General features: G+C 72.4%; 21 protein-coding genes. 9 read left to right on the top strand and 12 right to left on the bottom strand.

The window, feature by feature from the left end:
• Window positions 1-28: 28 nt before the first annotated feature.
• Genes MXD64_RS14830 through MXD64_RS14820 form a run of 3 tightly spaced genes read right to left on the bottom strand, consistent with a single transcriptional unit; the run spans window position 29 to window position 3,914 of the window.
• Complete coding sequence (locus tag MXD64_RS14830) at window positions 29-1,066, bottom strand: ABC transporter permease (protein ID WP_017886841.1); 1,038 nt, start codon at window positions 1,064-1,066, stop codon at window positions 29-31.
• A complete protein-coding gene (locus MXD64_RS14825) occupies window positions 1,066-2,736 on the bottom strand; it encodes a sugar ABC transporter ATP-binding protein (RefSeq protein WP_263136700.1) in 1,671 nt (556 codons plus the stop codon). Before MXD64_RS14825 ends, MXD64_RS14830 begins: the two co-directional genes overlap by 1 nt.
• Window positions 2,733-3,914 carry a sugar ABC transporter substrate-binding protein gene (locus MXD64_RS14820; RefSeq protein ID WP_263136699.1) on the bottom strand — a complete coding sequence of 394 codons (1,182 nt, stop codon included), beginning with the start codon at window positions 3,912-3,914 and terminating at the stop codon, window positions 2,733-2,735. The genes MXD64_RS14825 and MXD64_RS14820 overlap by 4 nt, the downstream gene beginning before the upstream one ends.
• 658 nt (window positions 3,915-4,572) lie before the next feature.
• Here MXD64_RS14820 and MXD64_RS14815 point away from each other — a divergent pair.
• Complete coding sequence (locus MXD64_RS14815) at window positions 4,573-5,085, top strand: NADPH-dependent FMN reductase (protein WP_017886838.1); 513 nt, start codon at window positions 4,573-4,575, stop codon at window positions 5,083-5,085.
• On the top strand, window positions 5,082-5,585 hold the full coding sequence (locus MXD64_RS14810; protein WP_017886837.1) for a flavin reductase family protein: 504 nt from the start codon (window positions 5,082-5,084) through the stop codon (window positions 5,583-5,585). Before MXD64_RS14815 ends, MXD64_RS14810 begins: the two co-directional genes overlap by 4 nt.
• Before the next feature lie 139 nt (window positions 5,586-5,724).
• On the opposite strand, the gene MXD64_RS14805 is transcribed toward MXD64_RS14810, so the two are convergent.
• The 6 genes from MXD64_RS14805 to MXD64_RS14780 form a co-directional block, all read right to left on the bottom strand.
• Entirely contained in the window at window positions 5,725-6,801 is a 1,077-nt protein-coding gene (locus MXD64_RS14805; RefSeq protein WP_017886836.1) for an ABC transporter permease, read from the bottom strand.
• On the bottom strand, window positions 6,798-7,679 hold the full coding sequence (locus MXD64_RS14800) for an ABC transporter ATP-binding protein (protein WP_263136698.1): 882 nt from the start codon (window positions 7,677-7,679) through the stop codon (window positions 6,798-6,800). Before MXD64_RS14800 ends, MXD64_RS14805 begins: the two co-directional genes overlap by 4 nt.
• A 477-nt stretch (window positions 7,680-8,156) precedes the next feature.
• Window positions 8,157-8,876 (bottom strand): response regulator, encoded by a 720-nt coding sequence (locus tag MXD64_RS14795; RefSeq protein WP_263136697.1) that lies wholly within the window; start codon window positions 8,874-8,876, stop codon window positions 8,157-8,159.
• Window positions 8,858-10,132 carry a sensor histidine kinase gene (locus tag MXD64_RS14790; RefSeq protein ID WP_259552979.1) on the bottom strand — a complete coding sequence of 425 codons (1,275 nt, stop codon included), beginning with the start codon at window positions 10,130-10,132 and terminating at the stop codon, window positions 8,858-8,860. The genes MXD64_RS14795 and MXD64_RS14790 overlap by 19 nt, the downstream gene beginning before the upstream one ends.
• An 82-nt stretch (window positions 10,133-10,214) precedes the next feature.
• Complete coding sequence (locus MXD64_RS14785) at window positions 10,215-10,523, bottom strand: transcriptional regulator (protein WP_194590784.1); 309 nt, start codon at window positions 10,521-10,523, stop codon at window positions 10,215-10,217.
• Entirely contained in the window at window positions 10,520-10,930 is a 411-nt protein-coding gene (locus tag MXD64_RS14780) for a hypothetical protein (RefSeq protein WP_152427231.1), read from the bottom strand. The genes MXD64_RS14785 and MXD64_RS14780 overlap by 4 nt, the downstream gene beginning before the upstream one ends.
• Window positions 10,931-11,056: 126 nt before the next feature.
• On the opposite strand from MXD64_RS14780, the gene MXD64_RS14775 reads away from it, so the two are divergent.
• Complete coding sequence (locus MXD64_RS14775; RefSeq protein WP_081612260.1) at window positions 11,057-11,425, top strand: YciI family protein; 369 nt, start codon at window positions 11,057-11,059, stop codon at window positions 11,423-11,425.
• Here MXD64_RS14775 and MXD64_RS14770 read toward each other — a convergent pair.
• Window positions 11,331-12,533, bottom strand: a complete 1,203-nt coding sequence (locus MXD64_RS14770; protein WP_263136696.1) for an MFS transporter — start codon at window positions 12,531-12,533, stop codon at window positions 11,331-11,333. The genes MXD64_RS14775 and MXD64_RS14770 overlap by 95 nt on opposite strands.
• Window positions 12,534-12,595: 62 nt before the next feature.
• On the opposite strand from MXD64_RS14770, the gene MXD64_RS14765 reads away from it, so the two are divergent.
• Together MXD64_RS14765 and MXD64_RS14760 are read left to right on the top strand one after the other, a co-directional pair.
• Window positions 12,596-13,186 carry a TetR/AcrR family transcriptional regulator gene (locus MXD64_RS14765; RefSeq protein WP_042537691.1) on the top strand — a complete coding sequence of 197 codons (591 nt, stop codon included), beginning with the start codon at window positions 12,596-12,598 and terminating at the stop codon, window positions 13,184-13,186.
• Window positions 13,183-14,076: an alpha/beta hydrolase gene (locus MXD64_RS14760; protein ID WP_042537689.1), complete on the top strand. Its 894-nt coding sequence runs from the start codon at window positions 13,183-13,185 to the stop codon at window positions 14,074-14,076. Before MXD64_RS14765 ends, MXD64_RS14760 begins: the two co-directional genes overlap by 4 nt.
• Before the next feature lie 118 nt (window positions 14,077-14,194).
• Here MXD64_RS14760 and MXD64_RS14755 read toward each other — a convergent pair whose 3' ends face one another.
• Entirely contained in the window at window positions 14,195-14,677 is a 483-nt protein-coding gene (locus tag MXD64_RS14755) for an ATP-dependent zinc protease family protein (RefSeq protein WP_017886827.1), read from the bottom strand.
• A gap of 87 nt (window positions 14,678-14,764) precedes the next feature.
• Between MXD64_RS14755 and MXD64_RS14750 the strand changes: the two genes are divergently transcribed.
• The 4 genes from MXD64_RS14750 (at window position 14,765) to MXD64_RS14735 (ending at window position 20,786) form a co-directional block, all read left to right on the top strand.
• Complete coding sequence (locus tag MXD64_RS14750; protein ID WP_042537686.1) at window positions 14,765-15,943, top strand: RimK family alpha-L-glutamate ligase; 1,179 nt, start codon at window positions 14,765-14,767, stop codon at window positions 15,941-15,943.
• Window positions 15,944-16,012: 69 nt separating this feature from the next.
• Window positions 16,013-17,086, top strand: a complete 1,074-nt coding sequence (locus tag MXD64_RS14745) for a 3-oxoacyl-ACP synthase III (RefSeq protein ID WP_263137453.1) — start codon at window positions 16,013-16,015, stop codon at window positions 17,084-17,086.
• A gap of 8 nt (window positions 17,087-17,094) precedes the next feature.
• Window positions 17,095-19,800 (top strand): alpha/beta fold hydrolase, encoded by a 2,706-nt coding sequence (locus MXD64_RS14740; RefSeq protein WP_263137452.1) that lies wholly within the window; start codon window positions 17,095-17,097, stop codon window positions 19,798-19,800.
• Window positions 19,797-20,786 (top strand): NAD-dependent epimerase/dehydratase family protein, encoded by a 990-nt coding sequence (locus tag MXD64_RS14735; RefSeq protein ID WP_263136695.1) that lies wholly within the window; start codon window positions 19,797-19,799, stop codon window positions 20,784-20,786. Before MXD64_RS14740 ends, MXD64_RS14735 begins: the two co-directional genes overlap by 4 nt.
• On the opposite strand, the gene MXD64_RS14730 is transcribed toward MXD64_RS14735, so the two are convergent.
• On the bottom strand, window positions 20,762-21,337 hold the full coding sequence (locus MXD64_RS14730; RefSeq protein ID WP_235517570.1) for a gamma-glutamylcyclotransferase family protein: 576 nt from the start codon (window positions 21,335-21,337) through the stop codon (window positions 20,762-20,764). The genes MXD64_RS14735 and MXD64_RS14730 overlap by 25 nt on opposite strands.
• Window positions 21,338-21,414 lie beyond the last annotated feature (77 nt).

Below are 21,414 nucleotides of genomic sequence, written 5' to 3'. Positions count from 1 at the left end.
TGTGGTGGGTGTCGAAGGGGGAGCAGGGTCAGGGACGCTTCGCGGCGGCCTTGGCGGCGGTCGCGACGGAGTGCCGCCGGATGGTCTGCGAGACGGCGACGGCGACGATGAGGGCGCCGCCGTAGAAGAGCTGCTGCACGAAGTTGTCGGCGCCGAGCATCTGCAGACCGACCACGCCGGAGAACAGGAAGTACACGGCGATGAACGTGCCGATCGCGTTGAAGCGCCCCGGGACGATCGCGGTCGCACCGAGGTAGCAGGCGGCGAACGCGGGGAGCAGGAACGACTGTCCGCTCGACGGGTCGGCGCCGCCGAGGGTGCCGGCGTAGACGACCCCGGCCACCGCGGCGGTGAAGCCGGCGCCCACGAACGCACCGACCCGGAGCCGTCGGACGTTCAGCCCGGAGAGTTCCGCGACGGTGCGGCCGGTGCCGACGAACAGCAGCCGTCGGCCGACCGGGGTGGCGCTCAGGACGACCAGGACGACGACCGTGGCGATGAGGCCGTAGACGAACGCGAGCGGCAGGCCTGCGAGCCCGCGCCACCCGACCGTGGCCTGCACGAGTGCCGGGTCGATGCCCGTCACCGAGGACGACACGCTCATCCACTGGATGATCCCGATCATGAAGGTCGACGTGCCGAGGGTGACGATGAACGAGTCGATGCGGAACCCGACGGTCAGCAGCCCGTTGACCAGGCCCACGACGACGCCGATGACCAGGCCTGCGGCGATCGCGGGCACGAGCGGGACGTCCATCTTCGCGTTGAGCACGGCGATGGTCATGGCGGAGAGCGACATCGTCGAGGCGCCGGAGAGGTCGAACTCGCCCGCGGTGAGCGGGAACAGGAACCCGAGCGCCAGGATGAGCAACACCGACTGGGACCCGAGGATGTTCTGCAGGTTGCCGAGGGTCGGGTAGGTGTCGGGCAGCGCGATGCTGAACGCGATGACGATGACGAGCCAGGCGCCGAGCAGCGCGTACCGCTCGGTGTGCCCCCACGAGAAGCGGGGACGGGTCGGACGGACGATCGAGGTCTCGAGGACCGGGTCGGCGGTGGTGGACATCAGGCGTTCTCCTTGACTGCGGAGGAGGCATCGGGGGAGGAGGGCACGGCAGGGGACGCCGGGGCGTCGTCGTCGACGAGGCTCGCCACGACGGCAGCCGCGATGACGTCGCGGTCGATGCGGTCGTCGGTCAGCACGTCGTGCACGCGGCCGTGGGCGAGGACGACGACGCGGTCGCACACCTGCGCGAGCTGGTCGTAGTCGGTGGAGGCGCAGACGATCGTGACGCCCTGCTCCGCACTCCGGCGGAGCATCGAGAAGATCGCGGCGCGGGCCCCGACGTCGATGCCCTGGGTCGGTTCCTGCAGCAGCACGAGCCTCGGGGCGTCCTGCATCCACTTGGCCAGGACGGCCTTCTGCTGGTTGCCGCCGGACAGGGTCCCGAACAGGGCGGCCGGGTCGGCGGGCCGGACGTCGTAGTCGCGGACGAGTCCCGCGACGTGGGCGCGTTCCCGCGCGGGCGACAGGCCGAGCAGCCCGCGGAGCTTCCCGAGGACGGGGAGCGTGACGTTCTGCTCGACGGACAGGGTGAGTGCCCCGCCCTCGCGCTTGCGGTCCGCGGGGACGTACACGACGCCGCGGGCGATCGAGGAGCCGGGCGTCACCCGTGCCAGGTCGACCGGCGCGGGCGTCGCCCCGTCCTGCCGCACGGCGAGCGAGCCGGTCGCGGGCCGTGCGCCGTACAGGCCGGGCAGCACGTCCTCGACACCGGAGCCGGCGAGCCCGGTGATGCCGACGACCTCGCCGTCCGCGACGTCGAAGGACAGCCCGTCGACGACACCGACCCGGAGGTCCCGCACCGTCACGACGGCGTCGCCGGTGGTCGCCGGGCGCGGAGTCCTGGCGGCGGGACCGTCCAGTCCGCGTCCGACGATGAGGGAGACGAGCTCGTCGGCCGTCGTCGAGGTGGTGTCCCGGTGCGCCTGGACCCGGCCGGCCCGCAGGACGGTGACCCGGTCGGCGTGCTGGAGGACCTCGGACATGTCGTGCGACACCAGCAGCGCCGAGGTGCGGCCGTCCGCGACGAGGTCCTTCACGACGCGGAACAGCAGGTCGGCGTCCTCCTTCGGGAGGAAGACCGTCGGTTCGTCGAGCACGATGAGCGCTCGGTCGTCGCCCAGCTCGGCGACGGCCCGCAGGATCGCGACGAGGGCCTTCTGGGTGTCGGTGAGTTCGTCGATCCGTGCTCGTGGGTCGATGTCGACCCCGTACCGAGCGAACAGCTCGGCCGCGGCACGGTGCTCGGCGCCCCAGCGGACGAAGGGTCCGCGCCCGGCCACCACGGTCGCGAGCCGCAGGTTCTCGGTCACGCCGAGCGACGGCACGAGTGCGAGGTCCTGGTGGACGAAGCTGATCCCGACGCGGCGGAAGTACCCGGGAGGCAACGGCAGGGGCAGCCGGGCGCCTCGGACCTCGATCGTCGCGCCCGGCTCCGGCGCGTACGTGCCGGACAGGATCTTGATGAGGGTCGACTTGCCGGAGCCGTTCTCGCCGAGCAGTGCGTGCACCTGACCGGGCAGGACCTCGAGGTCGACGTCGTCGAGCGCGGTCAGCCCGCCGAAGCGCTTCGTGAGCCCGCTGATCCGCAGGACCGGCGCGGTGTCCGCACCCGTGCCGACGACCGCAGCCGACGATGCGGAGCCGAGCCGTGCCTCCCGGGTGGCGGTCACTCGGCCGCGCCCCAGATCGCTTCGTACCCGGTCTTGTACGCGTCGCCGTAGCCCTTGCTCGGCGCCGGCGGCGTGCCGGTCGCGTCGACGTTGTCCTTCGTGAAGACCTTGAGCGGGGTCTTCTCGTCGCCGTCCTCGATGATCGGCGTGCCGGTCAGGACACGGCCGGCCTGGTCGAGCGTCGCGTAGGCGAGCCACTCCATGTTCTCGCCGATGTCCATCGTGAGGACGCTGCCCTCCTGCAGGATCTTCAGCACCGCGGGGGTGCCGTTGTACGAGGAGGTGAAGACCTGGCCGGTCTTGCCGGCAGCGGTCACGCCGGCCTCGACGTAGAGCGTCATCGAGTCGTAGACCGGCAGGACGTAGTCGAGGTTCGGGTCGGACTGCACGGCGGACTGCACGGTCGACGAGATCTTCGTCGCCCAGTCGGCGACGGGGACGTTGGTCACCTTCACCTTGCAGCCGTCGCACTGCGCCTCGAACTCGTCCTGCATCGCCGTGACGATGCCGTCGGACGGGGGCACCTCGGACGACGTGATGATGAGGACGTCGCCCTGACCCTTGGTCTCCTTGGTGGCCCAGTCGGCGTTGAGCTTCGCGGCTTCGTGGAACGGGGCGGTCACCTGTGCCGCCACGAGCCCCTGCAGCTGGTCCGGCAGCGCTTGCCCGGTCTGGTAGGTGTGGCTGATCAGCACGGGGATCCCCGCTGCCTTCGCACGCTTCAGTGCCGGGACGATCAGTTCGCCGTTGACACCCTGCGCCAGCACGATGATGTCGGCTCCGCGGCTGATCGCCTGGTCGATGCCGGCGGAGTGCTCGGTGGGCGTGCCCTGGTTCGTGTACTCGATCCACTTCGCGCCGTACTGCTCGGCGACCTTCTCGCCGGCCTCGTCGACCGCGGTGATGAAGGGGACGGCGGACGAGTTCGGGATGTTGAAGATCGTCTTGCCGGCGATCCCCGACATGTCGAAGCGAGCGCCCTCGAAGGTGAACTCGGGGTCGACGCTGGCGGCCTTGATCTGGCTCGTGGCGTGCTCGACACCGGCGGTGTCGTCACCGGAGCTCGTCGACGCAGTCGAGGTGGCGGAGCACGCGGACAGGAAGAGCACGCCGGAGATCGCGGCGGCGAGGAGCACGGGACGCGACGGACGCGTTCGGGACGGTGCGGGGGACGACATCGGTCGGGGACCTCCTGGACGGGTGGAGCAGGGAAGGTGCGGGGGGCGGGGGAGCCGGTGCGGGGACGGGCGGCGGGGACCCCGAAGGCCCCGCGGCGCGGGGTGGAGCGTGCAAGGGAGCCGGGGACGGGCGGCGGGGCATCGGATCGGGGCGGGGCCGACGTGTGGCGGATCGCCGGTGACGCCGGCCGCTGCAGTGGGGCTGATGCGAATGTAACGGCCAGGGCGTGCCGACAGAGGGTCGCCCGGTAACGGTCCTGTTAGGCGTTTGTTTCGCTGGTGTTAGGCCACCTGCGGCGCCCGACGCGGATGGGCGTTCGACCCACGGATCCGGGGCGGACGACTGCGCCACCGACCCGCGTGCAGGGGCGGATCCGGGCGGTGACGGGCCGGCGACGGCGGGGCGAAACACGCCGGACCCATCCGAGGCGACTTCCGGAAACGACGCTCTCACAATCCGGCGCGGTCAGTGGGGACGACGCCTGGCGGAATGGCGGAGCGGCCCGGACGCGCAGCCCCGCTGACCGGGACATTCGGGTGCCGCAGGGCCGGGGCAGCTGGCGTAACCCAGCCGATACGGACGCGGTACGGCGGCGAAACGAACGAGCGGTGGACTGCACCAAGCACCCACCACCCGCCCATCGACAGGAGCACCCCGATGATCACCACCGTCGTCGCCGGCAACCCCAAGCCGGCCTCACGGACACTCGACGCCGCGACGGTCGTGCTCGAGCGGCTCACCGGCCGGGCCCCGGACCACGTCGTCGACGTCATCGACCTCGGTGCCGGACTGCTCGGCTGGGGCGACCCCGCCGTCTCGGACGCCGTCCGCACCGTCGCCGGCTCCGACCTCGTCGTCGTCGCGTCGCCGACGTTCAAGGCGACGTACACCGGCGTGCTCAAGCTGTTCCTCGACCAGTTCGGCACCGGCGACGGACTCGCCGGCGTCGTCGCGGTGCCGCTCATGCTCGGTGCCGGTCCGGCGCACGCCCTCGCTCCGGAGGTCTTCCTCAAACCGGTGCTGGTCGAACTCGGCGCGACCGTCGTCGCCCCAGCCCTGTACCTGAACGACAAGCACTACTCGGACCCCGCATCGACCGACGTGTGGCTCGCCCGCTGGCAGGACGTCGTCCTCGCCGCCGCCGCTCACCAGGAAGGAACCGCGTCATGATCAGCCCCTACTCCACCGAGGCCCCGGACCGCTCCGCGCTCAAGCAGGCGTTCTCCGGGTTCCCGTGCGGTGTCGCCGCGCTCTCCGCCGTCGTCGACGGCGAACCGACCGTGCTCGTCGCGTCCTCGTTCACGGTCGGCGTCTCACAGGACCCACCGCTCGTGATGTTCGCCGTGCAGCACACGTCGACCACGTGGCCGGTACTCCGCGACGCCGGCACGATCGGGGTCTCGATCCTCGGTGAGGGGCACGCGCAGGTCACCCGGCAGCTCGCATCGCGGGACAAGTCGATCCGGTTCGTCGGTGTCGACACGACGGTCGCCGAGACGGGCGCGGTGTTCCTGCAGGGGGCGCCGATCTGGCTGGAGTGCTCGGTCGAGCACACCTACCCGGCCGGCGACCACGACATCGTGGTGCTCCGGGTGCTCGGACTCATGTCCGACTTCGCGCACAATCCGCTGGTCTGGCACCGGTCCGCCTTCGCGACGCTGACCGCCTGACCGGCGCCGGGCAACGGACGGGAGGCCCGCCCCACGTGAGCAGGTCTGCTCACGCTGGGCGGGCCTCCCGTCCGGGGCAGCCGGGTGCGCCGGGTGCGCCGGGTGCGCCGGGTGCGCTGGGCCTGCCGGTCCTGCGGCGTCAGCCGCGCAGCGCCTCCGACAGCTTCACGCGACTGCCGGTGCGGAGCAGCGCGTTCTCGTAGACGCGGGCACCGATGACCACGACCGCGACCACCGAAGCGGCGACGATGACGAGCGACAGGATCGGCTCCCACCACTCGGCCGTCCCCAGGAAGATCCGCATCGGCATGCCGATCGGGGCGCTGAACGGCACGTACGACATGATGCCGAGGATCGTCGGGTTGTCGTACGCGACGATGATCAGGAAGTACGGGATCATCACGAGCATCATCACCGGGGTGGTGACGCTGCCGACGTCCTCCTGCCGGGACACCAGCACGGCGGCGGCCGCGAACAGGGACGCCAGCAGCACGAACCCGATCGCGAAGAAGCCGATGAACCACAGGATGCTCGGGCCGAGCATCGCGAACGTGTTGTCCTGCCCGGTCACCGCCAGGGTGACGATGGCGGCGACGGCCACCGCGACGATCTGGGCGAACGCCATGATGCTGTTGCCGAGCACCTTGCCGGCGAGCAGCGCCCGGGCCGGGATCGCGGACATCAGGATCTCGACCACCCGCGTCGACTTCTCCTCGACCACGCTCTGCGCGATCGACTGGCCGAACGTCACCGCCGACGCGAAGTACACGACGCCGAACGCGATCGCGATGAGGTAGACCAGCCCACCCGGCAGCGCGTCCGGGTCGAGCAGCTCGATGCGCGGGGTGACGCTCAACGCCGAGACGACCTCGGACGGGGCCTCGTCGAGCCCGACGACCTTGTAGCCGAGCGGGTCGTCCGACGGCACGATCGCGGCGTCGACGTCGCCCTTCGTGACGAGCCGTTCGGCGTCGTCGACCGATGCCGACTTCGTGACGTCGAGCCCACTGGTGGTCGGCAGCGCGACACCGTCGACGACCGCGACCGCGGTGGTGTCGTCGGCGGTGGCCTTGCTCACGATCCCGCCGACGACGATCGAGGCGACCACCATGCCGATCAGGATGAGTGCCGAGACCACGAAGGCCTTGCTGCGGATGCGTGCCTGGATCTCGCGTGCGGAGACGAGCCGCACGGCCTGCACGAAGGAGCTGTTCATCGGACGACCTCCCGGAAGACCTCGCTGAGCCGCGGCACCCGCGGCGAGAACGACCCGACGGAGCCGTGCTGGACGGCACGCTGCAGGACGCGCTGGGCGGTGGCGGCGTCGGCCTCGAAGACCGCGTAGCCGCCGTCGAACTCCCGCACGGCCACACCCGGCTCGTCGCGGAGCCAGGCGACGTCGCCGTCGACCAGCAGCTCCCACGCGGCGGGGCCGGCCTGCTTGCGGAGTTCCTCCTGCGGACCGGCGGCGCGGATCGTGCCACCGGCGATGACCACGACGTCGTCGCACAGCCGTTCGACCACGTCGAGCTGGTGGCTCGAGAACAGCACCGGGACGCCACGGGCGGCGGTCTCGCGCAGGACACCGAGCACCGTGTCGACGGCCATCGGGTCGAGGCCCGAGAACGGCTCGTCGAGTACGAGCACCTCGGGGTCGTGGGCCAGCGCCGCCGCGATCTGCACGCGCTGCTGGTTGCCGAGCGAGAGCTTCTCGACGGCGTCGCCGGCGTGCTGCGTGAGCTCGAGGCGTTCGAGCAGTTCGCCGGTGCGGGCCGTCGCGGTGCGCTTGTCGACGCCGTGCAGCCGGGCCAGGTAGGTGATCTGCTCGGCCACCGGCATCTTCGGGTACAGCCCGCGTTCCTCGGGCATGTAGCCGAAGCGGCGGCGGTCGGCGGGACGGACCGCGGTGCCGTCGATCGAGACCGTGCCCGCGTCGGCCTGGAGCACGCCGAGCATGATGCGCATGGTGGTGGTCTTGCCGGCGCCGTTGCCGCCGACGAAGCCGGTGAGGCGGCCGCTGCCGACCGTGAACCCCACGTCGTCGAGCACCCGGCGGTCACCGAAGTGCTTCATCACCCCTTCGATGGTGAGCATGTCGTTCCCCTTCGTCACGACGCTGGTCGTCGCTGCGCTCGACGCTATTGGCCGGGAGGCACGCCCCGCCTCCGCCGCCAGGCGGGATTCGGTCGGGTGGTCGGCTCCACCGCGTGGGGGAGGAGCGTGCGGGGTGGGTGCGGGGTGCGGGGTGCGGGGTGCGTGCGTCGAGTCGGCACGGTGCGGGCTTGTTCGGCTGGTGCGGGTTTGGTTGCTCGGTGCGTCGTGGTGGCGGGGCACGGTGCGGTCAACGCTGCACGGGTTGAACGATGGCGCACGGTGCGGGCGTGGGGTGCGGTGGTCGGCACCGTGCGGGCTTGTTGGGCTGGTGCGGGTTTGGTTGCTCGGTGCGTCGTGCTGGCGGGGCACGGTGTGGTCAACGCTGCACGGGTTGAACGATGGCGCACGGTGCGGTGATGTCTGCGAACTCGGCACCGTGCGGACTTGTCCCGCCGGTGCCGGATCGGTCGGGCTCGGTCAGCCGGCGACGCCGTGCTCGAACGCCCAGACGACCGCCTGGATCCGGTCGCGCAGTGCGAGCTTCTGCAGCACGTTCGACACGTGGGTCTTCACGGTGGCGTCCCCGACGTAGAGCTCGGCGGCGATCTCCGCGTTGCTCAGGCCCCGGGCGAGGAGCCGCAGCACCTCGGTCTCCCGCTCGGTGAGGCCGGCGGCGGTGAGCGCATCCCGGCCGGACGTCGCTGCCGTCGCGGTGGTCGCCGGCTCGGGCCGGGTCTCCGGCAGCGTCGTCGCCGTCGCCCGGCTGATCACCCGCCGCGTGACGTCCGGCGCGAGCAGGGCGTCCCCGGCGGCGACGGTCCGCACCGCGTCGATCAGCCGCTCGGGGGAGGCGTTCTTCAGCAGGAACCCGCTCGCTCCCGCCTCGAGCGCCTGGAACAGTGCGTCGTCGCTGTCGAACGTCGTGAGGATGAGCACCGCCGGCGGGTCCGGCAGCGCCGCGATCCGCCGCGCGGCCTCGAGCCCGTCGACGCCGGGCATCTGCACGTCGAGGCAGACCACGTCGGGGCGAAGCGCCTGCACGGCCTCGACCGCCCGCGCTCCGTCCGAGGCCTCTCCGACCACCCGGAGGCCCGGCTCGGACTCCAGGATCACGCGGAACCCGGCACGGACGAGTTCCTGGTCGTCGGCCAGCACGATGGTCAGGTCGGCCGTCCCGTTCACGTCGTCGGCAGCCATGCACGCACCAGGTAGCCTCCCCGGGCGCGTGGCCCGATCTCGATCCGTCCGTCCACGGCGTCGACGCGTTCCCGCATCCCGACGTGCCCGAGCCCGCTGCCGGAGGTGCTCCGGGCTGCACGGGCACCGAGTCCATCGTCCGCGACCTCGACCTCGACGCTGTCGTCCAGGTACCGCAGCCGGACGTCGGCGCGGGCGGTCGGTCCGGCGTGCTTCAGGATGTTCGTCACCGCTTCCTGCACGATCCGGTACGCCACGGCGGCCACCGTCGGTGGCACCGGGCGCTCGGTACCCACGACGACGTACTCGGCGGGGTGGCCGGCCACCCGGGCCGACTCGGCCAGTTCGGCGATCCGCGTGATGCCCTCGGTGCTCGGCCCGTCGCCACCGGTCGTCCCGCCGCCGGCCGCATCGTCGTCGGAGCGCAGGGTACCGAGCATCCGCCGCAGCTCCTCCACCGCGGTACGGGCGTTCTCCTCCACCACCTCGAGCGATGCGGACGCCTGCCCCGGGTCGCGGTCGAGCACGCGCCGTGCCGCACCCGCCTGCACACCCATCAGCGACACGTGGTGGGCGACGACGTCGTGCAGCTCGCGGGCGATCCGCACCCGCTCGATCGTGACCGCTTGCGCGGCCGACCGTTCCCGCTCCGCAGCGAGTTCGGCGGTGCGCTCGGCGAGCTGGTGCCGCGCGACGGCGGAGACCCAGGCGCGGTTGCCGGCGTACCAGGCGGCGCCGAAGTAGATCACGTTGATGAAGATGTTGAGCAGCGAGAACGCCACGTACGGCGCCACGGGCGAGTCCGTGTCGTTCGGCAGGGAGTTCGGTGACGCCCACCCGAACGAGATCGCGATGAACAGCCACGCGAACATGCCACCGATGACGACCCAGCGCACCGCTTCCGACCGGACCCGGTCCGAGCACCACGCTCCGACCGTGTACAGCGCGATGAAGAGCGTGAAGTTGACGAGGAAGACCTCGGGGACACGGAGCAGCTGCGTCGCGGCGAACGCCACCGCCGACACCAACGCCACCGACATGGGGAACCGTCGGCGGAACGCGATCGGTGCCGCGTTCGCGACGATCATCAGGGCCGAGACCCACCAGGCGGCCTGGTCGTCGCCGTACGTGCCGGCCGACCCGTACAGGAACGTCGTGAGCGCGAGCCCACCGGCCAGCACCACGGCGAGCACCGTGTCCTGTCGGTACTCGTGCCGCCCCACCGGCAGTCGCGACCACTCCGCCGTCGTCCCCACTCGCGGAACGCTAGCGGAATCCCGGTGCGATGTCGCCATCACGCTGGACTGCTCGGCGTCCGCTCGCTTCACGGTGCTCTGGTCACCCGTCGGGTTCGGCGATCGCCCGGATGACGGCGACGTGCCGCTCGAACGCATCCCGTCCTGCGTCGGTGAGGGCGAGCCAGCTCCTCGTGCTCCGCCCCACGCGAAGCCTGCGGACCCGGAGGAACCCCGCCTCGCCCAGAACCGCCGCTGCTTGGGACAGTGTTGAGTCGCTGACCTCGAGTGCGTCCCGGACGACACCGAACTCCGCTTCGTCCACCGTCCTGAGCAGGGCGAGCAGTGAGAACCGCACCGGCGAGTGGATCCGGTCGTCGAGTTCGTGCCGAGGGTGGGCGCCGCTCGTCATCGGCGCCGCGGCCGAGCCTGCGCTGCCGCCACGATGAGTGGAGCTGCGACGACGAGCGAGGTCGCTCCCCATGCCATCAGCGACGTCGACCCGTCGAGTCCTCGGAGCACCGCGGCGTCGAGCGGAGCAACGGCGAGGACGTAGAGGACGCCGGTTGCGACCCAGGCGACGGTCATCAGTCGGTTGCCTCCGCGGGGGACGACCCGCCGGGTACTCGCGACGAGCCACAGTGCGATGACGGCGACAGCGGCAATCGCGAGGACGGGCAGCCGCGGGGCACCCAGCCCCTCGGCCACGAACACGAAGGACGCGACCAGGGCGGCACTGCACAGGAACACCGGCGTCTGCCAGCCGCGCCCTTGCCTGAGGCGAGTCCCGGCTGCAGCTCCTCGAGTGGAAGTGTTCATGTTCACAGATGGTAAACGTGAAACTGCCGCATGCGCGGATGTCCCAGTGGAACCGCAGCTTCGGGGCGAAGAGGTCGGCCAGTGCGCGACGAGAGTAGCCTCCCGCCAACGAGCAGGGGAGACGCCATGCAGTTCCTCGTCAACGTCATCGACGACGGCCAGGCCGCCGCCGTCGGCAACACGTACTCCGCGACCGACGCCGAAGCCGCCGCGGTCGACTCCTTCAACCAACGGATGGCCGACGCGATCGTGTTCGCGGCCGGCGTCTCCGCACCGGCCGACGCCACCCTGGTCGACGCCCGTGCAGGTGCGGGCGACGCGGCCACCGGCCCCGCGACGGCCGGGCGCGCCACGACCGGACCCGCGACCGCCACCGACGAGTACGTCGCCGGCTTCTGGGTCATGGAGCTCCCGGACGCCGAGACGGCGGCCCGGGTGGCGCACCAGGCGTCGCAGGCGTGCAACCGGAAGATCGAGCTCCGCCCGCTGCTCTGACGGCACGGACCCCACCCGGCCGACGGACCACCGCGGGGACGGCGCTCGCCGCGGTCACGACGGCCCCGACCACGAACGTCGCGACGAACCCGATCGCACCGACGAGCGCTCCGGCACCCGCCGCGCCGACGGCCTGCCCGAGCACGAGTGCGACGAACAGCATCGACGTGCCGGCCGACGACCGCTCGGAGTCGATCTCGGTCGTCCACGCGATCAGCGCCCCGGTCGCCGCCGTGTAGCCCCAACCGAACACGGCACACGCCAGCAGTGCTGCGACCGTCGACTGCGGCAAGGCCCCCAGCACGACGACGGCGACGGCGACCGAGCCCGCCGTGACCGCCCAGAGGGTCCGGGCGTGCAGTCCGTTCGTCCACCGCGCAGTGACCACGACGGCCGCTCCGCCGACCCCGAGCGCGATCCAGGCCGACACCGAGACCACGACCGACGCACCGGCGTCCACCAGGGCCGAACGACCGTAGGTCCAGACGACGGCGGACCCGGCCCCGAACAGCAGCGCCAGCACGATGACCCCTCGGTGCGCCGCGAACCACGGAGCACCGGGCAGCGGGGGCCGGGATGCCGCCGCACCACCCCGGGACACCACGAGCAACAGGGTTCCGACGGCCAGGGCGAACACCGCGGACACCGCCCAGGCCGTCTGCCAGTCGGGCAGCAGCACGAGCGCGAGGACCCCGGCGCCCACGAGCCCCGGTCCGGTGCCGGCGTTCACGACCGCCTGCGCTCGACCGAGCAACGCGGACGGCACCTGCTCCGCGACGAGTCGCACGAGTGCGGGGGACGCGAGCCCGGCGCCTGCCGACGCGAGCACTGCGCTGACACCGAACGGCACCGGACCGTCGGCGGTGGCCATGGCGATCGCACCGACCCCCGCCACCAGCGTGGCAACCGCGACGAGGACCCGGGGCATCCGTGCGGCGAGCAGGAACCCGGCGACCGCACCGACGCAGTACAGCGCCGAGGCGCCCGACGAGACCCATCCGGCGGCGTCGGACCGGAGCCCCAGGTCGCGTTGCACGTCGGGCAGGAACAGCCCGTACGCCAGCCGCACCAGGCCGTAGGTGGCCGCGATCAGGCCGAGTCCGCTCACGAGGAGCAGTCGATGTCGCAACGAAAACGATCGTTTCACTTTTCAGACCCTAGGGTGCTGTCATGGTGATGCGCCCAGGAACCGAGCAACGGCTGCTCGACGCCGCCGAGGAGCTCTTCTTCTCGCAGGGGATCGCCGCCACCCCGATCGACGCCGTCCTCGAACGGGCCGGGGTCTCGACGGCGACGCTCTACCGCGGCTACGCGAGCAAGGAGGCACTCGTCGCCGCGGCGCTCACCCGTCGCCACGACGACTGGATCGCCACCTGGGACCGTGCGGTCGCCGCAGAACGGGACGACCTGGGCCGGCTGCTGGCCGTGTTCGACGCCCTCGACGACTACCGCTCGACGCCCACGGGCTCCCGCTGGTGCGCCTTCCTCGGCACCGCCGCCGAGTACGCGGACGCGCCAGCCGAGGTCCGGCAGGTCCTGGACCTCGAGACCACCACGTTGCGGCAGCGGCTCGTGTCGCTGGCCGCGCCGGTGGTCGGTCCCCGTGCCGAGGCCCTCGCCGACCAGCTGCTCCTCATCGTCTCCGGTTCCCTTGCGATGCGGTTGCGCGACCCCGCGCTCGACACGACGACGGCACGGTCCGTCGCCGCGTCCCTCATCCGGGAACACACCACCCCCGACGGAACGGCGCCCACCCCATGACCCGATCGCGTGCTGCCACGATCACCCGCCGCTCCCTGCTGATCGGCGGGACGGGCGTCGTCGCCGCGGGAGCCGTGGCCGAGGCGATCAACCTCGGACTGCTGCCCGGGCGCTCGACCATGTACCGGGTCCTCGGTCTGGACGGCACCGACGGCACGGTCCCCGACGTCGAGCCCGTCCCCACGACCTCCGGCACCTTCGTGTCGGCGGCGCGGAAGGGCCGCACCGTCGGCTGGACGATCGCGGCACCGGCGTCCGACACCCCCTTGCCGGTGGCGGTCGCCCTGCACGGGTACGGCGACGACCACACCTCGTTCTTCGGGCGCAGCCTGGGCTACGACCGGTTCCTCGCGGCGCACGTGGCCGCCGGCGGAGCCCCGTTCGCGATCGCCTCGATCGACGGCGGCAACCGGTACTGGCACCCACGAGCCGACGGGGACGACCCCGCCGCGATGGTCGTCGACGAGTTCCTGCCCCTGATCGCCCGCCGCGGGTACGACACCGACCGCCTCGCCGTGACCGGCTACTCGATGGGTGGCTTCGGCGCGCTCCGGCTCGCAGGGGTCCTCGGCGCCGCGCGCGTCCGGGCCGTCTCGGCCATCAGCCCCGCGCTCTGGAAGTCGGCCGCGGACACCGCCCGCGGCGCCTTCGACGACGCGGCCGACTTCCGCGCGAACACCGTCCTCGGGCGGCAGCGTGCGCTCGACGGCGTCGCGGTCCGCGTCGACTGCGGCAACGGCGACGGGTTCGCGCCGGCGGTGCACGCCTACGTCGACGGCTTCGCCGAGCCGCCGGCCGGGGGCTTCGCACCCGGCGGCCACACGCACGGCTACTGGCGCCGCCTGGCGCCCCAGCAGCTCGCCTTCCTCGGCCGCCACCTGGGCCGCTGACCCGAGCCACGCCCCGGACGCGCGTCGCGGCGGACGGGAGGCCCGTGGCGGCCCCGCACCGCGCCTCCAGGCCGTCGACCGGTCGCGGCAACGGCCCGTGCCGGGTGACCAGGACCGCTCAGGCGCGCCCGCGGTTGCGGCGCCGGATCTCCTTCGGAGCCCGCCCGGCCACGAAGGACCGCGCAGGATCGACGAGGAAGCCCTGCCGGAGCGCCTCGCGCCCGACGAGCATCCGGAAGCCCATCTGGTCGCGGTTGCTCAGCGTGACCTCGGACTCGACGACGCGCCCGGCCAGGGCGATCTGCGTCAGCACCACGATGCGTTCCTGGGTGTGCCCGGTGGAGCTGCGGACGACGCGCCGGTCGTGCACGTCGCACTCGATCGTGGCGGCGTCGGCATCGGTGTCCTGCCAGGGGTGCAGCGAGAACCGGACCCGCTCGCCGGGCAGTTCCTCGAGGTCGAAGGCGTGCAACGCGGAGCTCCGGGCGCCGGTGTCGAGCTTCACCTTGATCCACGGCACGCCGAGGTCCGGCAGGCCCGCCCACTCCCGCCACCCGGCGACGACGAGCCCGCTGTCGGAGGACTTCGGAGCTCGGGCCATGTGCCCATCCTGTCGCATGCTCCGCGGCCACGTCCTCATGCTTTGATGGAGCGTCGCCGTCGATCCGACCCAGCGGAGAACCCCTCGATGAAACTCGCCATCCTGTCGCGTGCGCCCCAGGCGTACTCGACCCAGCGCCTCCGCGCAGCGGCACTCGACCGCGGGCACGAGGTCAAGGTGCTCAACACGCTGCGCTTCGCGATCGACCTGTCCGGTGACGACCCGGACCTGCTCTACCGCGGCAAGCTGCTGAGCGACTACGACGCCGTGCTGCCGCGCATCGGCAACTCGATCACCTACTACGGCACCGCCGTCGTGCGGCAGTTCGAGCAGATGGACGTCTACACGCCGAACACGGCGAACGGCATCACGAACTCGCGTGACAAGCTCCGGGCGAACCAGATCCTGTCGCGGCACGACATCGGCATGCCGGCGACGACGTTCGTGGCCGGGCGCAACGACGTGCGCGGCGCGATCGAACGGGTCGGCGGCGCGCCCGTCGTCATCAAGCTCCTCGAGGGCACGCAGGGCATCGGCGTGATCCTGGCACCCGAGGCGAAGGTCGCCGAGTCGATCGTCGAGACCCTGCACTCCACCAAGCAGAACGTCCTGATCCAGCGGTTCATCGCCGAGAGCCGCGGCCGGGACATCCGTGCCCTGGTCGTCGGTGACCGGGTCGTCGCGGCGATGCGCCGGACCGCCTCGGGTGACGAGTTCCGGTCGAACGTGCACCGCGGCGGCACCGTCGAGAAGGTCACGCTCACGCCCGAGTACGAGGCCGTGGCCGTCCGCTCGGCGCAGATCATGGGCCTGAAGGTCGCCGGCGTCGACATGCTCGAGGGCAACGACGGGCCGCTCGTGATGGAGGTCAACTCCTCACCGGGGCTCGAGGGCGTCGAGCGTGCCACCGGCCTCGACATCGCCGGTGCGGTCGTCGACTTCATCGCGAACCAGGTGGCGTTCCCCGAGATCGACGTCCGCCAGCGGCTGTCCGTCTCGACCGGCTACGGCGTCGCCGAGCTCCTCGTGCACACCAACGCGGACCTGGTCGGCAAGACGATCAAGGAGTCCGGGCTCTGGGACCGCGACATCACGGTCCTCACCCTGCACCGTGGCTCGAACGTCATCCCGAACCCACGCAGCGGTGTCGTCCTGGAGCCGGGTGACCGCCTGCTCTGCTTCGGCAAGCTCGAGGAGATGCGCTCGATGATCCCGGAGCGTCGCAAGCGGCGCGCGAAGGTGCGGAAGTTGCCGAAGGACGTCTGATCCGGAGCCGTCCAGCGCATCCGGATCGCGCACACAGGCCAGATGCGGAAGTATGTGTCGGTGACGATCATGACGGAACGGCCGGTCGACCAGGCATCGAGCAGTGAACCGGAGCAGCCCGGCAACGCCACGGCGAAGCACCGGAACGTCTCACTGCTCTCCGTGGCGACCACCACGGCGGAGCGTGTGACGACCTCGGCCGACATCGAGGCCAAGCTCCGTGGGGTCCTCCGTCGACTCCGTCTGCCGATGGGACTGCTCGAGCGCGTCGCCGGGGTCATCGAACGTCGCAACTGGGGCGAGGGGCAGACCTTCCAGGACGCCGCGATCGACGCCGGCCGCCGTGCCATGGCCGAGGCCGGGGTGCGTCCGGACGAGATCGGCCTGCTCATCAACACCTCGGTGACCCGTCCGCACCTGGAGCCGTCGGTGGCCGTCCGCCTGCACCACGGGCTCGGGCTGCCGTCGTCGGCCATCAACTTCGACATCGCGAACGCGTGCCTCGGGTTCGTCAACGCCATGAGCGTCGCCGCGGGCATGATCGACTCCGGGCAGATCAAGTACGCGCTCGTCGTCGACGGCGAGGACGCCGACCAGGTGCAGCTCAACACCATCGACCGCCTGAACCAGGGCGGGCGGAACCGCAAGGACTTCATGAGCGAGTTCGCCAGCCTGACCCTCGGGTCCGGCGCCGCGGCGGCCGTGCTCGGCCCGGCGGACCTGCACCCCGAAGGACACCGGATCGTCGGCGGCGTCACCCGCGCGGCGACCCAGTGGTACGACCTGTGCGTCGGCAGCGTCGACGGCATGTTCACGGACGCCAGGATGCTGCTCAAGGGCGGCATGGAGCTCGTCGTCGCCGCCTGGACCGAGGCCCGCGCCCACTTCGACTGGGCCGACATGGACCGCTACGTGCTGCACCAGGTCTCCGACGTGCACACCAACGCCTTCGTCGAGGCGATCGGCATCCCGCGCGACAAGGTCCCCACCACCTACCAGCGGTTCGGCAACGTCGGCCCCGCGTCGATCCCGATCACCCTGGCCGACGAGGTCGCCTCCGGCGGCATCCGTCGCGGTGACCGCGTGTTCCTGGGCGGCGTCGGCTCCGGCATCAACACGGCGATGATGGAACTCCACTGGTGAGGTCCCGGTTGCCCCGCGTCGCCGCGAGCACGGCTCCGGCGACGCAGCCACCCTCCCTGCCCGGCCTCGACCCGGCGTGGTCGCGTCTGGTCACGGTCCCCGCGTGGTCCGGAGATCGCAGGGGAGGAACGGATCGCGCCGCGCGCACCTGGCACCTCCTCGACACGGCCGGGTCCCTGGCCGCGCTCGGCGTGGAACCGGTCGGCACCATCCTGTGCGTGCACGGCAACCCGACCTGGTCGTACCTCTGGCGGTCGGTGCTCCGCACCTCGCTCGAGGTCGCCCAGGCCGGCGGCCCGGCCTGGCGCGTGGTCGCCGTCGACCAGCTCGACATGGGCTTCTCGGAGCGCACCGGCGTCGAGCGGGGGCTGCCGCAGCGCGTCGCGGACCTCGGTGCCCTGACCGACGAACTCGGGCTGACCGGCCCGGTCGTCACCCTCGGCCACGACTGGGGCGGTGTGGTGTCGCTCGGCTGGGCGGTCGACCACCCGGACGTCCTGGCCGCCGCGATGACGTGCAACACCGCGGTGCACCAGCCCGACGACGCCCCGATCCCCGCCCCGCTGCGGCTCGCCCTCGGCCCCGGCATGCTCGGCCGCGCGACGGTCGTGACCCCCGCGTTCCTCGAGACCACCCTGGCCATCGCGCACCCGAAGCTCGACCGTGCCACGGCCGACGGCTACCGGGCGCCCTACCGCGGTGCCGCGCGGCGCGGTGGCATCGGCGGCTTCGTCGCGGACATCCCCGTCGACGCCCGGCACCGGAGTGCGCCGGAGCTCGACCGCATCGCTGCGGGTGTGGCGGCGCTCGACGTGCCGGCGCTCCTGCTCTGGGGTCCGCGTGACCCGGTGTTCCTCGAGCGCTACCTGGACGACCTGACCGAGCGGATGCCGCACGCCGACGTCCACCGGTTCGAGGGCGCCGGGCACCTGCTGCCTGATGACGCCGACGTGGCGGGCGCGGTGTTCGACTGGCTCGGTGACCGCCTGCCGGACGGTGGCCGTCCTGCACAGGCCGACCCGGGCCTCCAGTCCGGACCCGTGGACACGGACCGGCCCGCCGCGGCGACGCCGCCGCTCTGGGCGCGGCTCGACGAGCTGCGGGGGAGTGACGAACCCGCCCTGGTCGAGATGGCCGCCCCGGGCGGTCCCCGCACGATCACGTGGCGGCTGCTCGCCCGACGCGTCGACGAGATCGCCGCCGGGCTGGACGACCTGGGGGTCCGGAGCGGCGACCGTGTCTCGCTCCTGGTGACCCCCGGTGCCGACCTGACCGCCGTCCTGTACGCCTGCGTGCGGATCGGGGCGGTCGTCGTCGTCGCCGATGCCGGTCTCGGCCTCGGCGGCCTGACCCGCGCGGTCCGCGGTGCCCGACCCGACTGGATCATCGGCGCGCTGCCCGGCCTCGGTGCCGCGCGTGCCCTCGGCTGGCCGGGGCGACGCATCGCGACGGTTTCGCTGCCCGCACCGGCACGGAGGGCGCTGCGCGTCGAGCACACGCTCGTCGACGTCGCCCGACGTGGTGCGCGTCGTCTCGCACACGGGGCGGAACTGCCGGCAGCGCCGTCGCCGGACGCGCCCGCCGCGGTGCTGTTCACCTCGGGATCGACCGGCCCGGCGAAGGGCGTCGTGTACACGCACCTGCAGCTGAGCGCCGTCCGGGACGCCCTGGCGACCCAGTACGACGTCGGGGTCGGCACCGGACTCGTCGCCGGGTTCGCACCGTTCGCGCTGCTCGGCCCGGCACTCGGCGCCAGGTCGGTCGCGCCCGACATGGACGTCACCGCGCCGCGCACGCTCACGGCGAAGGCGGTCGCTGCGTCGGTCGCCGCCGCCGATGCCACCGTGGTGTTCCTGTCGCCGGCAGCGCTGGCCAACGTGGTCGAGACGGCGTCGGAGCTCACCGATGCCGATCGTGCGGCGCTGCGGGGCGTGCGGCTGTTCCTGTCGGCCGGCGCTCCCGTGTCGGCCGCGCTGCTGACCGCGGCGACCGAGCTGATGCCGAACGCCACTGCCCACACCCCCTACGGCATGACCGAGGGGCTGCTCATGACCGACGTCGACCTGGACGGGGTCCGCGCCGCCGGCCGGTCCACCGACGAGGGGATCTGCGTCGGGGCGCCGGCGGAGAACGTCCGCGTCCGCATCGCGCCGCTCGACGGTTCCGGTCGCGCGACCGGAGCCCTGACGGACGCGCCCGGGGTCACCGGCGAGATCGTCGTCGCGGCACCGCACGTGCGCGACCACTACGACCGGCTCTGGCGCACCGACCGGGTCTCGCGCCTCGGGGTCGACGACCCGCGCGGACACCGCACCGGGGACGTCGGACACCTCGACTCCGCGGGACGGGTCTGGGTCGAAGGCCGGCTGCAGCACGTGCTCACCACGCCCGACGGGGTCGTCACACCGGTCGGGCCGGAGCAGCGGATCGAGGGCGTCGACGGTGTCGGACGTACCGGGGTCGCGGCCATCGGTCCGATCGGCACGCAGCAGGTGGTGGCCGTCGTCGAGACCGATCCCGCCGTGCGCCGGCCGGGTCTGGCGTCGCCGCAGCTCGCCGCCGCGGTCCGCGCTGCCGCCGGGGTCCGGCTCGCCGCAGTGCTCGTCGTGCCCGTGCTGCCGACCGACATCCGGCACAACTCCAAGGTCGACCGCACCCGGCTGTCCCGCTGGGCCGGCTCGGTGCTGTCCGGCGGACGGATGGTCCGGCCGTGAAGGTCCTGGTCACCGGGGCCAGCGGGTTCCTCGGGCAGGCCACCGCCGCCGCCGTGCGGGACGCCGGACACGGGGTCCGCACGTTCCAGCGCCGTCCCTCGGGCGTCGCCGGGGTGCAGGACGTCGCCGGCACGATGACCGACGACACTGCGCTCGCCCGCGCGGTCGACGGGGTCGAAGCCGTCGTGCACCTGGCCGCCAAGGTGTCGCTCGCCGGGGACCCAGCCGACTTCGCGCGCGTGAACGTCGACGGAACGCGATCACTGCTGCGAGCCGCCCGTGCCGCCGGGGTCGCGCGCTTCGTCTTCGTGTCGTCGCCGTCGGTCGCGCACACCGGGTCGTCGCTCGTCGGGGCCGACGCCGGACCTGCCGAACCGTCCCGTGCCCGTGGCGACTACGCCCGCACCAAGGCCGCGGCGGAGCTGCTGGCACTCGACGCCGACGCCCCGGACTTCGCCGTCGTGGCGGTCCGGCCGCACCTGGTGTGGGGGCCGGGTGACACGCAGCTCGTCGGACGGATCGTCGAGCGGGCCCGGGCCGGACGACTCCCACTGCTCGACTCCGGCGCCGCGCTCATCGACACGCTCTACGTCGACAACGCCGCGACGGCCATGGTCGCGGCGCTCGAGCACGCCACGGACGACGGCGTCCACGGCAACGCGTACGTCGTCACGAACGGTGAGCCCCGCCCGGTCGCCGACCTGCTCGCCGGCATCTGCACGGCATCGGGCGTCCGGCCACCGCAGGCGCACGTGCCGGCGGCGGTCGCCCGGGCAGCGGGCTCAGTGGTCGAGGCCGTCTGGCGTGTCCGACCGGGTGAGGACGAGCCGCCGATGACCCGGTTCCTGGCCGAACAGCTCTCGACCGCGCACTGGTTCGATCAGCGACGGACCCGGCGCGACCTGCAGTGGGCCCCGTCGGTGTCGATCGACGAGGGGCTGGAGCGGCTGCGCGTTGCGGCTCAGGCTTCGTCGGCCGCCACGTAGACCCAGGCTGTCCAGCCCGATGCCAGCGTGACCTGGATGCGCTGGTAGTCGGCGACCTCGTAGTCGTCGACCGCGCGGAGCTGCCACTCGTACCCGAGCGTCAGGGCCACGCCCTCGACGACGTCGCCCGCGGCGCCGCGGCGCAGGATCGGGTGCCGGTCGGAGCCGCTCGTCCGGATGACGTCCGGGTCGGTGATCGTCACCCAGTCGAGTCGCCAGCCGGGCAGGGAGTCCGCGGTCGTCGGGACGTGGTCGCCGAACAGGGACTCCTGCACCAGGGGCTGCTGGAGGGTGCCGTACGAGAAGACCCGGTGCGTCGCTCCGGGGCGCGGCGTCGGACGCTTGACGGGACGCGGCGCGATCGCCGGGGTCGAGGTCCAGACGAGTGCACCGGCCAGGCCGGTCAGGCCGAGGTGCAGCAGCCCGATGATGCCGACGACGCCGCCCCAGGGGAAGCCGACCGCGAACGCGATGATCCCGACGACGAGACAGACGAGCGCGAACGCGCCGAGACCGATGACCCAGCGCTGGCCGGGGGAGAGACGCTTCACGTCGCGAGGCTAGCGGACGGGCAGTGGACCGGAGGACCACCCGGGTGCGCCGACGTGGGCGGGCGGGGCGGGCCTCC

Origin of the sequence: Curtobacterium sp. Arg-1 (assembly GCF_025643395.1) — a bacterium.
GTDB classification, from domain to species: Bacteria; Actinomycetota; Actinomycetes; order Actinomycetales; family Microbacteriaceae; genus Curtobacterium; species Curtobacterium poinsettiae.
Note: the sequence above shows the minus strand (reverse complement) of the source record. Positions and strands in the feature narration are given on the sequence as shown.